The organism is Acidovorax sp. Root568, from assembly GCF_001427445.1.
In the GTDB taxonomy this organism is placed as follows: domain Bacteria; phylum Pseudomonadota; class Gammaproteobacteria; order Burkholderiales; family Burkholderiaceae_C; genus Acidovorax; species Acidovorax delafieldii.
Window position 1 is genome coordinate 491,730 of the sequence record NZ_LMGP01000015.1, and the last position, 16,277, is coordinate 508,006.

The following is a 16,277-nucleotide window of genomic DNA, read 5'->3' on the forward strand; positions in this document are numbered from 1 at the left end:
CAATGGCACCACACGCTTGTCCAACCTGCACCAGCAGCTATGACAGTGATAGCGGCTGCAGCAGTTCTGCCAGATCGCTTTCGGTGAAGAGCGGCTCCTTGCGGGCAGCAGCTCCGCTGTACAAGCTGCCCGCCAGCTGCGCCTTGCGCTCCTGCAGGGCCAGGATGCGCTCCTCGATCGTCCCCTGCGCCACCAGCTTGATCACCCACACGCTTTGCGTCTGACCCATGCGGTGGGCGCGGTCGGTGGCCTGGTTTTCCACCGCCGGGTTCCACCAAGGGTCGAAATGGATCACCGTGTCGGCCTGCGGCAGGTTCAGCCCCACCCCGCCCGCCTTGAGGCTGATGAGAAACAAAGGCACCTGCCCGCTGGTGAACTGCTCGATGATCGCGTCGCGCTTTTGGCTCTGCCCCGTGAGCTTGACCCAGGGCAGTTCGCGCTTTTTCAGCTCGGTCTCAATCAGCCTGAGCATGCTGGTGAACTGCGAGAACAGCAAAATGCGCCGCCCCTCGGCCAACATTTCGGGCAGCAGCGTCATCAAATGGTCCAGCTTGGCCGATGTCTCCACGGCCTTGGCTGCGTCCAGCGGCACCAGCTGCGGGTGGCAGCACACCTGCCGCAGCTTGAGCAGCGCATCCAGGATGGTGATCTGCGATGGCGCCAGCCCCTTGGACTGCAGTGCTTCGCGCACGGTCTTCTCCATGCCCAGGCGGATGGTTTCGTACAGGTCCGCCTGCGCGCCGGTCAGCTCCACAGGCATGACCGATTCGACCTTGGGCGGCAGCTCCCCTGCCACCAGCGCCTTGGTCCGCCGCAGCATGAAGGGGGTGATGCGGGCGCGCAACTGGGCCATGCGCGCACCGTCGCCCTGCTTTTCGATGGGCGTACGAAACACCTCCTTGAAGCGCGTTTGACTGCCCAAAAAGCCCGGCATCAAGAAGTGGAACAGGCTCCAGACCTCGCCCAGGTGGTTTTCCATGGGCGTACCCGACAAGCACAGCCGGTTGCGCGCCTGCAGTTCGCTGACCACCTGTGCGGCCTGGCTGCTGGCGTTCTTGATGTTCTGGGCCTCGTCCAGCACCACTAGGTGCCACTGGTGCGCCAGCCAGCGGTCTCGGTCGCGTTGCAGCAGCGAATACGGCGCGATGACCAGGTCGTACTCGGTGACTTCATCGGCCACTTCATGGCGATCCGCGCCATGCAGCACCAGGCACCGCAGGCCCGGGCAAAAGCGAGCGGCCTCGCGCTGCCAGTTGCCCATCAGGCTCACGGGCGCAATGACCAGCGCAGGGCACGTCAGCCGCCCAGCGTCCTTTTCGACCTGGATATGCGCCAGGGTCTGCAGGGTCTTGCCCAGGCCCATGTCGTCGGCCAGCACACCGGCCAGGCCGTGGGCCCGCAAAAACTGCAGCCAGTTCAGGCCTTGCTGCTGGTACGGGCGCAGCGTGGCACACACGCTGGCGGGCAGCGGCACCTCGGGCAAGGCAGTGGCGCCCCGCAGCTGGGCCAACATGTCGCGCAAGGCAGCTGCGCCTTGCCACACCGCGCCCTCGCCCAGCGCAGCACTGGTGCGCAGGGCGTCCAGGCGCGAGAGCTTCAGGCGGTCGGCGTTGAAGTCACGCGCGCGGTCGCCCGCGAGATCGAGCAGCGCTGCCATCCAGGGCCGCAGGGTATCTGTCGGCAGGCGCACAAACCCGGCACCGGTCAACGAGGGCATGTAGACATGTCCCGGCAGCTGGGGCAAGCCCGTCGCAGGGTCCAGCGGCTGCGCCGCCGCGGCGGCAATCAGATCGGGCAGCCAGGGCAGGATGTTGTGGCGCACACCATTGATCTCCATGCCCAGCGACAGCGCAAACCAGGGCGATGTGGTCGCGTCATCCCCCTCAGGCTGCAGCACCACATCCAGTCGGTCGGCGTGTTGCACCCAGCCATGCAGCGCCGCGTCCAGCGTGACATCAAAACCCTCGTCGCGCAGCCCTGCAAAGCCGTTGTCTGCCCAATGCATCCAGTCATCCTGCGCACGCTCACCAGGGATGCCGAACAGGCCGTCGTCGGTAGCCAGGAGACCCAGACCTTCCAGACGCTCAACGGCATGCCGCTCAGCCACCGCATCGCGCTGCAGCAGCACCTGGCCGCCGTCGGCACCGGGCACCAGTACCGCCAGCTCCTGCCCAGCCCACCAGCCCACATGGCCCTGGTAGTCAAAACGCAAGTGCGCGGTGATCAGCCCCATTTCAGCCACCTGGTTCGGAGATGACGGCGCCAGATGCAGGCGCGCCACGGGCTTCACCCCCCGCACCTGCGTGAGCGGACCTAGCGCCGGCGGCAACGGCAACACCCCGCCAATGCGGCGCACCACCTCGGCATGGTGTTTTTGCAGCGCCGCAGCACTGAGCGCGGGGGCCTTGAGCAGCATGGCCACCTGGGCCGGGCTCAGGCCCTCGGCGTGCACCGGGCCGCAGACGCCCCGGCCGGCGTCCAGGTACAAGGGCGGATGGTTATCGCACAGGATGGCGGTGTCGCCTGGCAGACTGGCCCGCAGGCCCCAGACGGCCTCGCCGCCTTGCGCGGGCGTGGACGCCTGCCATGCCCACGCGATGGGCAGCGGATCGCCCCATCGCAAAGGCTCGCCCACGGTGGACCCACCCGCATCGACGAACAGACGACCCGTGGCCGCAGCCTGCTCCAGCGCCAGCAAGCCCACCGCCCCCTCCAGCACCCCAATGGGCGCGACGCTGTAGGCCGAGTAGTACCCCACGCTGCGGGGCATGGCACGCAGCAGCTGCAGCACCTGGCGGTCGGCATCGCTGGCGCGGTCGTACACCGCCTGGCCGGGCGCGGGCTGGGTGCGGATCTGTTGCGGCTTGGCCCAGCCCCCCGTGAGCTTGGGGTACGACACCACGGCTTCCAGCTGCAACTGCGGCACGCTGGTGCGCGCCCGCCCTACGGTAGAGACGAGATAGAGATAACACTCGGGCCGCCCCGGCCGTGCGACTGGCTCCTGCGGCACCGCACCGCCCAAAGCGCGGTCCCACTCCTGCAGCCAGTGCACCAGCCGCGCCTCGGCCTCGGCGCGCGCCAGGGCCTCTTTGCGCTCCTGCATGGTCTTGAGCGCATCGGCGGCCCGCGTGGACGATGGGCCCTGCGCCGGGTCGCGGTGCGCGGCCTCCAGGGCCAGGGCCACGGCGTGCTTGCAATCTGCCCCCACGGGGCAACTGCAATCGCCCGACCATTGCTTGACCTGGCCATTGGGCGCAAGCACCAGTTGCACGGACACTTCGTACGGGTCGGGCGAGCTGCCCTGCACTTCACCCGCCAAGGCCCAGCGGCCCTCGGCCTGTTGCTGGAGCCCCACGCGCACCACATCTGCCTGGCGGTACAGCTCCATGCCCCGCTCCCAGGTGCCCTTGTCGCACTGGGCCTGCAGCGAGTTGAGCGGGAACCAGGGTGGAGGGGGTGTGGACACAGATTTCGAGAAAAAAGTGGCTGTAGCGCTAGTGGATCATGCGCCGTCAGCTATCAAAAAAAGAGCATTCAAGATGTGGGCGATGGTACGGTAGCCACCGCTGCCAGCCCGCAAGCCCGCCCGCTAGGCGCGGCGTGCTGCGCGCACCCGCTCGAAAACGCTCTGGGCCTCGCCCCCCGCCCCGGCACTGCCGGGCGCTGCCGCCTGCAGGCTGGTCAACAACCGCGTGAGCACTGGCGCCTGCGGCAACAACGGGCCCAGGAACAGGGCTCGCTCGCCGTCGGCAATCAGCAGGGTGGGAAAGGTCTCCACATCCAGGTCCCCGACCAGATCGGATTCGTCTTCGATGTCCACCCATTCAAACCGCACGTCCGGGTGTGCACGGGCCAATTCGTCGAACAAGGGGCGATAAATGCCGCAGGTGCCACACCACGCTGCACACAGGCACACGGCCCACCAGCCGCTGGGCGTGGCGGCACCAGGGCTCGTGGGGGTGGGTTGGGGCAGTGCGGCGGGACTGGACATCAAAAGGGCTCCTGGAGGGCCGCGCTGCGGGGCGGCGGGCGCGGGCCCCGGGCCTGGCGCTACATGCCGCGGCGCTCACGCGCGCGATAGACCTCGATGGTACCCACACCTGGCGCCTGGTTGCCCCAGCTGTTGCGCACAAACGTGGTGACCGCCGCCACCTCCTCGTCCGACAAGGTCTGCTGAAACGGCGGCATGCCGTGCGGACGCGGGTTGCCTGCGGTGGCGGGCAGGTAGCCGCCCTGCAGCACCACGCGCACCAGGTTGGTGGGATCGGCCAGCGTGATGGCGCGGTTGCCCGCCAGTGCCGGAAACGCGCCGGGTTCGCCCTGCCCCCGGTCGCCGTGGCACTGCGCGCACTGCTGCTCGTACACCTTGCCGCCCCGCGCCATCGCGCTGGCCGGGGGGGCGGCCACGGTGGCAGGCGCCTTGCGATCCTGCTGCGGCAGGCCCTGCAGGTACACGGCCATGGCGCGCGCATCGGCGTCGCTCAGGTACTGCGTGCTGCGAAACACCACCTCGGCCATGGGGCCCAGCACCGAGCCCTGCGGGGCCACGCCGGTCTTGAGCAGTGCCACCACGTCGTCGGTGCGCCACTCCTTCACGCCCGCCTCGTGCGCCGCATTGAGTGCGGGGGCATACCAGTTCTGCACCGGGATCAACCCGCCGGTGAAGGCCTTGGCGTCCGACGTGGCGCCCAGTGCATTGCGGGGCGTGTGGCAGGCGGTGCAATGGCCCAGGCCGTTGACCAGATAGGCGCCCCGGTTGTATTCCGCCGTCTGTGTGGGTTCGGCGCTGGGCGCTCCGGGTGCGAAGAACAGCGCACGCCACACGGCCAATGCCGCCTGCGTGTTGTACGGAAAACGCAGCGCATGGGCGCGGTTGGCATCTGGCGCAGCGGGCACGCTTTGCAGATAGGCAAAGATGGCGTCCGAATCATCGCGCGTCACCTGCGTGTAGTTGGGGTACGGGAAGGCCGGGTACAGCAGCCGTCCGTCCTTGCTGCGGCCGTGGTGCATGGCGCGCCAGAACTCGGCCGAGGTCCAGCTGCCAATGCCTTGCACCCTGTCGGGCGTGAGGTTGGAGCTGTGCACCACGCCAAAGGGCGTCTCGATGCCGCGACCACCGGCAAACGGCGCGCCGCCCTGGGTGGTGTGGCAGGCCAAGCAGTTGCCGACGCGGGCCAGGTATTCGCCGCGCTGCACCAGCACGGGCGTGGATTGCAGCGTCTCGGCGGCCGGCAGCGGCTCTTCGCCACGCAGGTTCAGGGTGATCAGCACGGCGGCGGCAATGCCGAGCGCCGCCAGCACGGAAGAGAGGGTCCAGAGGATGCGTTTCATCGGTGCATCCCTTCTCAGCGTGCCGCCGCAGCAGCGACGGGAACCTCCGCCACACCGCCGCAGCGCGCCGGCATGGCGGCGGGCAGCGTGCGGGCCGGCTTGCCACCCGCCGCCACGGGCTGGGCAGCCAGCCAGGCCGAGACCGCGCTCACGTCATCGGGCGTGAGCTGGCGGGCAATATCGGCCATGCAGTCGGGCACGTGCGCGCGGCGCTGGCCGGTCTTCCAGGCGCCCAGCTGGCTGTTGAGGTAGTCACGCGGCAGGCCCAGCAGGCCGGGGATGGACGGTGTCACGCCCGTCATGGCCGCACCGTGGCAGGCCACACAGGCCGGAATGCGGCGCGCCGCGTCGCCCTGCTGCACCAGCTGACGGCCCTGCTCCAGCGCGGCGGCAGGCGCTTGTGGTGCAGGCGGCGGTGCGTACGGCAAGTCGAGCGCGGCAAAGTGCTCGGCCATCTCGCGCAGGTAATCGTCCGTCAGGTGCTCGATGAGGTAGCCCATCTGCGGGTAGCTGCGGCGTCCGTCCCGAAAGTTGAGCAGCTGGTTGGCCAGATAGCCCGCCGGCTTGCCCGCAATGCGCGGAAAGTAGCCGTCGGGCGTGGCACGGCCTTCCTTGCCGTGGCAGGCGGTGCAGGCCAGCACGCGTGAAGACATGGAAGACGCGGGTACCGCGGCCGCAGTGGATGCAGTGGCCACCGGGGTAGCAGGGGTGGTGCTGGCAGGCACCGTCTGGGCCACAGCGCCAGCGCTCAAGGCCAGCGCCAACAGGGCAGTGGCCGCAGGCAGGCTGAGAACAGGGCGCAGCAAGCTGCGCAGGCAATCGGTCATGGGGATCTTTTTGTCCGGGAAAGAAACGGTTGGGTGGCACACAGCGGCCAAACACGCAAGGCGTGCGCCCACACAGTCCGCCACTCTACGCCCGCCCCCAAGAACAGTACAGATTCAGTTTCGAGTTAAAAATACAGATCAGTTTGCCCTGCATCAACCCGGCCCTGCCCATGAAGCGCTACGAACGCCACGCCGACGCCATTGCCCAGCTCATCCACAGCGGCGCCCTGCGTCCCGGCGACCGCGTGCCCTCGGTGCGCGAGGCCAGCCGCACACGGGGCATCAGCCCGTCCACCGTGTTCGAGGCGTATTACCTGCTGGAGGCCCAGGGCCTGATCCATGCGCGCCCGCGCTCGGGCTACTACGTCAGCGCCCGGCTACCGGGTACGGCCGAGGTTCGACCCGCGGAGCCCCAGCCCTCGCAGCCCGCCGCCACCTCCACCGGCGTGGCCATCAGCGACCTGGTGTTCGAGGTGCTGGGCCTGGCGCGCGACCGCGACCTGGTGCCGCTGGGCTCGGCCTTTCCAGGGCTGGAGCTGTTTCCACTGGAGCGCCTGGCGCGCTGCCTGGGCAGCGGCATGCGCAAGCTCGACCCGTGGACCATCGTGCAAAGCCTGCCGCCCGGCGACGAACGCCTGCGCCAGCAGATTGCACTGCGCTACGGCGTGCACGGCATGGCGGTGGATGTGGAAGAAATCATCATCACCAACGGCGCCATGGAGGCGCTCAACCTCTGCCTGGAGGCCGTCACCCAGCCCGGCGACGTGGTGGTGGTCGAATCGCCCACCTTTTACGCCGCGTTGCAGGCCCTGGAGCGGCTGAACCTGCAGGCGCTGGAAGTCGCCACCCACCCGCGCGATGGCATCGACCTGGCAGCGTTGGCGCAAGCACTGGAGCGGCAAACACCCCACCAGCCCATCAAGGCCTGCTGGCTCATGCCCAGTTTTCAGAACCCGCTGGGCAGCCTGATGCCCGAGGACAAGAAGCGCGAGCTGGTCGCCCTGCTGGCGCGCCACGGCGTGCCGCTGATCGAGGATGACGTGTATGGCGAGCTGCACTTTGGCCCCCAGCGCCCGCCCCCAGCCAAGGCGTTTGATACCGAGGGGCTGGTGATGCACTGCAGCTCATTCAGCAAAAGCCTAGCGCCCGGCTACCGGGTGGGCTGGGTGGCGGCGGGCCGCCAGGCCAAGGCGGTGCAGCGGCTCAAGCTGATGACCACACTATCGGCTGCCACGCCGTCACAGCAGGCGCTGTCGGAATACCTGGCCCAGGGCGGCTACGACCGGCACCTGCGCCAGCTGCGCCGCAGCCTGGCCGAGCAGCAGGCGCTGGCCCTGGCGGCCGTAGCGCAGCACTTCCCACCCGGCACCCGCGTATCGCGGCCTGAGGGTGGGTACTTCTTGTGGGTGGAGCTGCCGACTGAAGTGAACGCGCTGGAACTGCACCGACTGGCACTGCAGCAGGGCATCAGCCTCGCGCCCGGGCAGATCTTCTCGGCCGACCAGCGGTTTGCGCACTGCGTACGCATCAACTACGGGCATCCAGCGCAGGGGCGGCTGGAACCAGCACTGCGCACCGTGGGCCAACTGGCCACGGGCTTGGCGACCGCCGCGACAGAGAGACCGGCGCGGCCAAAAAGACTATCAAAACAATAGCTACAAAGACATACCGACCTAGCGCACAGGCCGATTTTCATCAAAACCCTGGCCCCGAACCCGGCGTGCAACCCCCTCGCCCGACCACACTGCATCGCACCACCCAACACACGCTGCGCCTGCCTTGCACCAGGCTGACATCCCACGCACCGCGTTGGAAAAGCCCAACCTCGGGTTCTCCCGCAGCAGGCACGGCGCTTGCAGCGGCATACTGGCGCCCGCCCATACCCTGGGCAGTGCACCACGGCGGACCACCCGCCCCGCCCTCCAACCCAACGCCCAGCACCATGGCCGCACCCCAGCATGTTCCGTTTGTGACGGTGGAAGACGAAGACGACTGGGTTATCTCGTTTGCCCTGGGCCCCCGGGGCGCCGACCGCCTCACCCTGGTGCGCACCCCCCACCTCGAATTCATGCTGCGGCCCGAGCAACGCGGCGTGTCGGTGGGTGCCGAGGCAGGCCAGCGCCCCGCCCTGCTGGTCGCGGTGCAATGGGGCCACAAATGTGTGGACGTAGTGTCCACCGCCAAGCGCTACAGCCTGGACATCAGCAAGGTGGACAACGCCACCCGCAACGCGGCGCTGCGCGTGCTGGGCAAGATGAACTTTGACCAGCGGTTTCAGCTGGCAGACGGCTACCCCTGATTTCAGAGCCTGTTCAGGTTCTCAGCCGACCTGGAGCCAGGTCAACCCACCGCCGTCCACTTCTGCTCACCGGCAGCAGAGGCCAACACCCGCTCGATAAAGTGCACGCCACGCGCCCCGTCTTCCACGCGCGGGTAGTCGGCGTGCAGGGGGTCGGCCGCCGTGCCTGCCTGCCGCGCGCGGATGTCGGCAGCAACACCCAGGTAGACGTTGGCGAACGCTTCGATGAAGGCCTCGGGGTGGCCCGCAGGAATGCGCCCGGCCTGCAGCGCCGCCGGGCTGAGCCAGGGCGAGCCGCGGGTGAGGATGCGGCGCGGGCCGTCCACCGGGGAGTGGACGAGTTGGTTGGGGTCTTCCTGCCGCCAGGTGATGGTGCCCAGCGTGCCCGACACCTGCAGGCGCAGGTCGTTGTCCAGCCCCGCTGCCACTTGCGACGCCACGATGAAGCCGCGTGCGCCGCTGTCGTAGCGCAGCAGCAGCTGGGCGTCGTCGTCCAGTCTGCGCCCGGCGCCAAAGGTGGTGAGGTCGGCACACACCCAGGCCGGGTGCTGGCCGGTGACGGTGGCGGCCAGATTTTCGGCGTGTGATCCGATGTCGCCCAGCGTGCCTGCGCTGCCGCTGCGCGCCGGGTCCAGCCGCCAGTCGGCCTGCTTGTTGGCGCCGCCCTCTTCCACTGCGGTGGCCAGCCAGCCCTGGTTGTATTCGACGGTGATCTTGCGGAGCAGGCCCAGAGCACCGCTGTGCACCAGGTGCCGCGCCTCGCGCACCATGGGGTAGCCGGTGTAGTTGTAGGTCACGCCGAACACGGTGCCCGCCTTCTTCACGGCAGCCACCAGCTCGTCGGCCTGTGCGCTGGTGTGCACCAGCGGCTTGTCGCACACCACATGAAAGCCTGCCTGAACAAACGCCAGCGCCACCGGGTGGTGCATGTGGTTGGGGGTGACGATGCTCACCAGGTCGATGCGCTCATGTGCGGGGCGGCGCAGTTCGTCGGCCAGCAGGTCCTGCCAGCTGCCGTGGTTGCGCTCGTCCGCCAGGCCCAGTTCGGCGCCGGATGCGCGCGCCCGTTCGGGCGATGACGAGAGCGCACCGGCCACCAGCTCGAACTGGCCGTCGAGCGCCATCGCCATGCGGTGCACCGCGCCGATGAAGGCGCCGTGGCCGCCACCGACCATGGCGTAGCGGAGCTTTTGGGGACTGGACATACGAAACGCCTTTGCTCGCTGTGTGTTGTTATGGTTTTGGAAATGGGCAGCGGCTAGGCCTGCTTGTCGCGCGCAAACACGGCGTCGAATGCACCGGCGGCGGGCTTGAAATCCAGCCGCTTGCAGAACGCCGCGCTCTCTGTGGCGCCGTGTACGCGGTCCATGCGGCTGTCTTCCCACTCCACCGAGAGCGGGCCCTGGTAACCGATGTCGTTGAGCGCGACGATGATGGATTCGAAATCGATCATCCCGCGTCCCACACTGCGAAAGTCCCAGTTCCGCCGCGCATCGCCAAAGCTGGTGTGCCCGCCGAAGGTGCCCACCGTGCCGTCGCCCTTGCCCCACCACACGTCCTTCATGTGGGCGTTGTAGATGCGGTCGGCAAACTGGCGGATGAACTTCACGTAGTCCACGCCCTGGTAGGCCAGATGGCTCGGGTCGTAGTTGAAGCCGAAGCGCTTGTTGCCGCCCACGGCTGCAATCGCGCGCTCGGCCGAGGCAATGTCGAACGCGATCTCGGTGGGGTGCACTTCGAGCGCAAAGTTGATGTCGTGCTCTTCAAACACATCGAGGATGGGGCCGAAGCGCTTGGCGAAATCAGCAAAGCCCTTGTCCCAATACGCCTGCGTGGTGGGAGGGAACGCATAGATCGAATGCCACACCGACGAACCCGTAAAACCGGTGACCGTCTTCACACCGAACTTGGCCGCTGCACGCGCGGTGTCTGCCAGCTCGGCCGCTGCCCGCTGGCGCACGCCCTCGGGCTCGCCATCGCCCCACACATGGAGCGGCAAGATGGATTGGTGGCGCTCGTCGATCAGGTCGCACACGGCCTGGCCCACCAGGTGGTTGCCGATGGCAAAACACTGCAGGCCGTGCTGGGCCAGCAGCGCATGTTTGTCCTTGACGTACTGAGGCGACGACAGCGCCTCCTGCACGTTGAAATGGTCGCCCCAGCAGGCCAGCTCCAGGCCGTCGTAGCCCATGCTTTTGGCCAGGGGCGCGAGTTGCGCCAAAGGCAGGTCGGCCCACTGGCCGGTGAAGAGGGTGACGGGTCTTGGCATGGCTACTCCAAGGGGCGTGGGGTTGCAGATACATTGCAGCCAGCAGCTATGTTTTTGATAGCTGCCAGCGCATGATGAATAGGCGCTACAGGCCTATTTGATTCAAAACGCCATCAGAAAGGCGAATCAGGGAAGTAGAAGTCCTTCGCCGTTTCCTTGGTGATCAGCACCGACGGAATGATGGTGTTGGCGGGCAGCTTCTCGCCCTTGATGCGCGCCTCGGCCGTGAGCTTGATCGAGTCGTAGATGAACTTGGGGCTGTACGACACGTTGGCCTGGATCAGCGGGTTGCTGCCATCCATCAGCGTCTTGATCATGCCCTTGGCACCCGCGCCGCCAAACACCAGCTTGATGTCCTTGCGCTTGGCCTGCTCGATGGCCTTGAGCACGCCTACGGCCATGTCGTCGTCGGCGGCCCACACGGCGTCGATCTGCGGGAAGCGGGTGAGGTAGTCCTGCATCACCTTGAAGGCGTCATCGCGGTTCCAGTTGGCGTATTTGGCATCCAGAAGCTTGATGCCGGGGTGGTTCTTCAGCACGCTGTTGAACGCGTCCATGCGCTCGTTGTCCAGCGTGGTCGCAATGCCGCGCATGGCCACCACGTTGCCCTTGCCGCCCAGCGCCTTGGCGATGTACTCGGCCGGAATCTTGCCAAACGCCGTGTTGTCACCCGCCACATACGCGTCCTGCGCGCTGGTGTCGGTCAGGCCCCGGTCCACCACCGTCACGTACACGCCCTTGGCCTTGACCTGGGCCACGGGCTTGGTCAGCGCTGCGGATTCGAAGGGGAAGATGACCAACGCGTTGATCTTGTTGACCGTCACCAGATCCTGCAGCTGGTTGGCCTGCTCGGGCGCGCCACCAGCGGTCTTCACGATGACCTGCAGGCCGGGGTGGGCCTTCTCCAGGTCCTTCTTGGCCTGGTTGGCCCAGTACACGATGCCGCCGGTAAAGCCGTGCGTGGCCGACGGAATGGCCACGCCCACCACCGTTTTGTTGGCCTGCGCCATGGCGGGTGCGGCCAATGCGAAGGCAGCGGCGCCCACGGCCGTGAGGGCCAAGCGGCGGGTGAAAGAAGAAAGTTGGCTGTTCATGCGTTGTCTCCTGTTGCTTTGGAATATGGCCAAGAAAGCTGGCCGGCTGGGGAACACCTTGAAAAACAAATGCACGCAAAGAGTGGCTGGAAAACTCAGCGCAGCGGTCCTGGCTAGGCGCTGTGTCGCAGACAGTGCGAGTAGCACGGCAAGACACAGCAACAACGCCAGGAGAGTTGTTCCATCCACTCCATCACCGCTTGCCCCTTTGCATGAAGGCGACCGCGATGATCACGAAGCCCTGCACCGCCGCATTCAGGTACACACTGATGATGCTGGTGAGGTTGAGGATGTTGCTGATGACCGAGAGCAGGATGGCACCCACCACCGTGCCGGTGATGCTGCCCGCCCCGCCCTTCAACACCGTGCCGCCCACGATGACGGCGGCAATCGCCTCCAGCTCCCACAGCAGGCCCGTGGTGGGCGATGCAGACCCCAGGCGCGGCACATACAGCAGCGTGGCAATGCCCACGCACACCCCGAGCAGCATGTACGTCAGGATCTTGATCTTGTGCACATCCACCGCCGCGTACTGCGCCACCTGCTCGTTGGAGCCGATGGCCTGCACATAGCGGCCATAGGCCGTGCGGTTCAGGATGACGCCGCCGATGACCGCCACCAGCAAGAAGATCCACACGGGGATGGGCACACCCAGCAGGTTGGCGTAGTACACCGGGCTGTAGATGTCCGACAGATCGTTCTCCAGCGTGATGGCACCGCCGTTGGAGAAGTACGTGAGGTACGCACGGAAGATGCCCAGCGTGCCCAGCGTCACGATGAAAGGCTCGATGCGCCCCTTGGTAATGAGCAGGCCATGCACCAGCCCGAACACCGCACCCAGCACCACCGCCAGCAGCATGCCCACCACCACGGCCGCCAGGGGTGAGCCCAGCACGGGCGCCATCGCGTTCATGAACAGGATGACCGAGCCCGCGATCAGCGCCGCCATCGACCCCACCGACAGGTCGATGCCGCCCGAGATGATCACAAAGCACATGCCCACCGCGATGATGCCGATGAAGGCCGTGCGCGTGAGCACGTTCATCACGTTGTCGTAAGTAGCAAAGTTGCTGTTGAGCAGCGTGCCGGCAATGCACAGCAGCACGAGACCGATGACAGGGCCCAGCCCGTGCAGCTTGCCCCACCAGGCCGTGGCGTCGCCGTGGCGGCCTGCACCGGGTACAGCGGGTGCTGCGGCAGCCGCTGCGGTGGGTGCGTTTTCAGCGGGTACCTGTGGCATGGGCGATCAACTCCTCTTCGGTCAAATCTGGCTCTTGCAGCGTGGTCTGCAGCCGCCCGGCGCGCATCACCGCCACGCGGTGGCACAAGCCGATCAGCTCCATCAGTTCGGAAGAAATCACCACCACCGCCAGCCCCTGCTCTGCCAGGCGCTGCACCAGGTGGTAGATCTCACGCTTGGCGCCCACGTCCACGCCGCGCGTGGGCTCGTCCAGCACCACCACGCTGGGGCCGGGGTGCAGCACCTTGGCCAGCGCCAGCTTTTGCTGGTTGCCGCCCGACAGCGATGAGGCGCGCACGTCTAGCGAGCCCGTGCGGATGCCGAACTCGTGCACCGCATCGCGCAGCGCAGCTTGCTCGGCCGCCGGGTCGAGCCAGGGCTTGGCATAGCGCTCCAGCGCCATCAGCGTCAGGTTGGGCCGCAGGCTGAAGTGCACGTGCAGGCCCTTGCCCTTGCGGTCTTCGCTCAAATACGTCAGGCCATGGCGCGCCGCATCGCGCGGGCTTTTCAAATTCACCGGCTTGCCCGCCAGCTCCACCGTGCCGGCCGAGCGCGGGCGCAGGCCCAGCAGACCTTCAAACAGCTCGGTGCGCCCGGCCCCCACCAGCCCGGCAAAGCCCAGAATCTCGCCACGCCGCACGTCAAAGCTCACCTCCTCTGCCCAGCCCGGCACCGAGAGACCGCGCACCTTCATGGCGGGCGCTCCCCCCTCCGGCGCGGGCAGCTTGGGCGGGAACAAATCCGCCAGCTCGCGGCCCACCATCAGGTTGGCCATCTGCCGCCGCGTCACGCTGGCCGTGGCCTCGCGCGCCACCAGCAGGCCGTCGCGCATCACCACCACCTCGTCGGTGGTGCGCTCCACCTCGTCGAGCTTGTGCGATATGTAGATGATGGTCACGCCCGCAGCCTTGAGCCCGGCCATCAGCGTGAACAGGCGCTCCGTCTCGCCCGGGGTCAGCGTGGCGGTGGGCTCGTCCATGATCAGCAGGCGCGCATTGCGGGCCAGCGCCCGGGCAATCTCCACCAGCTGCTTCTCGGCCACGATGAGCTTGCGCACCCGCGTGTCCGGGTCCAGCGGCAAACCCACCTGTGCAAGGGCAGCACGCGTTTTCTCGCGCATCGCCTTGTCGTCGAGAAACCATGACCCCCACGGTCGCGCACTGCGTGTCGCTCCCTGCCCCCCGAGGGGGCCGCTTTCTGCCTTGGGGCGGCCCGGCGGCAGAAAGAAGCCCTTCTTGATCTCGTGGCCCAGAAAGATGTTCTGCGCAATCGTCAGGTCGTCCGCCAGGTTGAACTCCTGGTGGATCAGCACAATGCCCTGCGCCTCGGCCGCGCGCGAGCCACCGCCGAGTGCACGCACCGCGCCGTCCACCACCACCTCGCCGGTGGTCGGGCTCTCGTACCCCGCCAGAATCTTCATCAGCGTGGACTTGCCCGCGCCGTTCTCGCCCAGCAGGCCATACACGCGGCCCGGCTGCAGTGCAAAGCCCACGCCGTGCAGCACGCGCACCGGGCCAAACTCCTTGGTCACATTGCGAAACTCGACGGCTACGCTCATCGCACAGCCCCCACACCAACGCCCGCGCTCGTTGCCGAGCCCGCGCGCGACAGGCTCTCCTGCATCGCCAGCACGCCCGCGCCCACCACACCGGCATCGTCGGCCAGCGGCGCGTATTGAATCTCCAGGTGCCGCGTGGACAGCGCCAGCGACCGGTGGTATACGCTCTGCCGCACCGACGCGAGGAACAGCGGCCCCATGTCCGTCACCCGCCCGGCAATGAACACATGCGACGGGTTGAAGAAGTTGACGATGGACGCCAGCATCTGCCCCACCAGGCTGCCAGCGCGCTGGATGATGGCGTTGGCCGCCACATCCCCCGTGCGGCTGGCCTGGGCCACGTCTTCAATCGTCAGCGTGCCCGTGCTTTGCAGTCGCTCGGCCAGCATGGCGCTTTCGCCGCGCTGCGCGGCCTCCATCGCCATGCGCGCCATGGCGGGCGCTGCGGCCATCGCCTCCACACAGCCCTGGTTGCCGCAGTGGCAGCGCGGGCCGTGCTGGTCCACACAGATATGGCCCACATCGCCCGCCGAGCCATTGGCACCCCGGTACACCTGCCCGTGGCACACGATGCCGCAGCCAATGCCCGTGCCCACCTTGATGACCAGGAAGTTGGGCAGATTGCGCTGCAGCCGGTACATCTCGCCCAGCGCCATCAGGTTCACGTCGTTGTCCACAAACACCGGCGCGGCAAACGCCTCGCGCAGGTAGTCGCGGATGGAAAAGCCGTCCCAGTCAGGCATCAGCGGCGGGTTGACGAGTTGCCCGCTTTCAAAATCCACCGGCCCCGGCACGCCCATGCCGATGGCAATCACCTGATTCGGGGCCAGCCCGCAGCGCGCCAGCAGCTCGCGCATCAGCCCCCGCACCCGCGCCAGGATCACGCCTGGCCCCTGGCGCACATCAATGGGCTCGCGGTGCCGCGCCAGCACCGTCATGTCGGGGCGCATCACCGCAATCTGCATGCTGGTCGCACCCAGGTCGGCGCCAATTACCACGCCCAGGGTTTCGCTCAAACGCAGGGTTTCGGCACGCCGGCCGCCAGAGGATTCCTGCAGGCCCACCTCGTCAAGCAGGCCTTCATCGAGCAGCGCCGCGACCATGGCGTTGGCCTTGCTCTTGGAATAGGCGAGGCGCTGCGCCAGCGCATTGCGCGACGCGCCTGCGGACCAGAAGATGGTCTGCAAGACGCTCAGGTCTTCAGTGCCGCAGTGACTCCAGCGGGTGGATGGCAAGGCTTGTCTCCTGTCATGTTTTTGTGCAGCACCTCATGGGGGTGGGTGCTTGACAGGGATGCTATGCGGTCTACTTTGGCCGGGCAAGACTGAACTTTGACCAAAAAATGATCAAAGAACCAATCAATGCAGAAAGTCTAAAGCTGTGGGAGAGGCAGCAAGAGTTGGCCAGAGCTGGTGAGGGAGCCAAGTTCATCGAAGTTCATTAACCGGCAGCTTCCCGATTCTGACGTGCACAATTCGTTCGAGCCGCAAGCGTTTGTGGAAGCTGTGATCTTGCTTCAAGCGAACGAGCGCAAATGGAACCATGCTCTTCATGGGCGCTGTTCAAAGAGGGGGCAAGTAAGCAGTCATCAAATTATTAGAGGGCACAGTGATGCATAACCTCTCATTGCAGCCGAGCCAGGCCGACTAAGTCCGCCGG

The 16,277-nt window shown here is 66.9% G+C and carries 12 protein-coding genes; 2 read left to right on the forward strand and 10 right to left on the reverse strand.

The features are described 5' to 3' along the window. Positions 1-37: 37 nt before the first annotated feature. The 4 genes from ASD75_RS14095 to ASD75_RS14110 form a co-directional block, all read right to left on the reverse strand. Positions 38-3,388 carry a DEAD/DEAH box helicase gene (locus ASD75_RS14095; RefSeq protein ID WP_056746733.1) on the reverse strand — a complete coding sequence of 1,117 codons (3,351 nt, stop codon included), beginning with the start codon at positions 3,386-3,388 and terminating at the stop codon, positions 38-40. Positions 3,389-3,589: 201 nt separating this feature from the next. After that, complete coding sequence (locus ASD75_RS14100; protein WP_056746498.1) at positions 3,590-3,991, reverse strand: thioredoxin family protein; 402 nt, start codon at positions 3,989-3,991, stop codon at positions 3,590-3,592. A gap of 59 nt (positions 3,992-4,050) precedes the next feature. Beyond that, entirely contained in the window at positions 4,051-5,331 is a 1,281-nt protein-coding gene (locus ASD75_RS14105) for a cytochrome c (protein ID WP_056746505.1), read from the reverse strand. Between the two features lie 14 nt (positions 5,332-5,345). Then, on the reverse strand, positions 5,346-6,158 hold the full coding sequence (locus tag ASD75_RS14110; protein WP_056746507.1) for a c-type cytochrome: 813 nt from the start codon (positions 6,156-6,158) through the stop codon (positions 5,346-5,348). Between the two features lie 170 nt (positions 6,159-6,328). Here ASD75_RS14110 and ASD75_RS14115 point away from each other — a divergent pair, with 170 nt between their 5' ends. Then, a complete protein-coding gene (locus ASD75_RS14115) occupies positions 6,329-7,813 on the forward strand; it encodes a PLP-dependent aminotransferase family protein (protein ID WP_056746734.1) in 1,485 nt (494 codons plus the stop codon). A 287-nt stretch (positions 7,814-8,100) separates the two neighbouring features. Next, on the forward strand, positions 8,101-8,457 hold the full coding sequence (locus tag ASD75_RS14120; RefSeq protein ID WP_056746509.1) for a hypothetical protein: 357 nt from the start codon (positions 8,101-8,103) through the stop codon (positions 8,455-8,457). A gap of 41 nt (positions 8,458-8,498) precedes the next feature. Here ASD75_RS14120 and ASD75_RS14125 read toward each other — a convergent pair whose 3' ends face one another. From ASD75_RS14125 to ASD75_RS14150, 6 genes are all read right to left on the reverse strand, one after another. Next, a complete protein-coding gene (locus ASD75_RS14125; RefSeq protein WP_056746511.1) occupies positions 8,499-9,662 on the reverse strand; it encodes a Gfo/Idh/MocA family protein in 1,164 nt (387 codons plus the stop codon). A gap of 53 nt (positions 9,663-9,715) precedes the next feature. Further along, positions 9,716-10,726, reverse strand: coding sequence for a sugar phosphate isomerase/epimerase (locus ASD75_RS14130; protein WP_056746513.1), 1,011 nt, complete (start codon positions 10,724-10,726; stop codon positions 9,716-9,718). 113 nt (positions 10,727-10,839) lie between these two features. After that, on the reverse strand, positions 10,840-11,820 hold the full coding sequence (locus tag ASD75_RS14135) for a substrate-binding domain-containing protein (RefSeq protein WP_056746514.1): 981 nt from the start codon (positions 11,818-11,820) through the stop codon (positions 10,840-10,842). A gap of 193 nt (positions 11,821-12,013) precedes the next feature. Then, positions 12,014-13,060, reverse strand: coding sequence for an ABC transporter permease (locus ASD75_RS14140; RefSeq protein WP_200947601.1), 1,047 nt, complete (start codon positions 13,058-13,060; stop codon positions 12,014-12,016). Continuing rightward, positions 13,041-14,618, reverse strand: coding sequence for a sugar ABC transporter ATP-binding protein (locus ASD75_RS14145; RefSeq protein WP_056746515.1), 1,578 nt, complete (start codon positions 14,616-14,618; stop codon positions 13,041-13,043). Before ASD75_RS14145 ends, ASD75_RS14140 begins: the two co-directional genes overlap by 20 nt. Continuing rightward, on the reverse strand, positions 14,615-15,853 hold the full coding sequence (locus ASD75_RS14150) for an ROK family transcriptional regulator (RefSeq protein ID WP_369817491.1): 1,239 nt from the start codon (positions 15,851-15,853) through the stop codon (positions 14,615-14,617). The genes ASD75_RS14145 and ASD75_RS14150 overlap by 4 nt, the downstream gene beginning before the upstream one ends. Positions 15,854-16,277 lie beyond the last annotated feature (424 nt).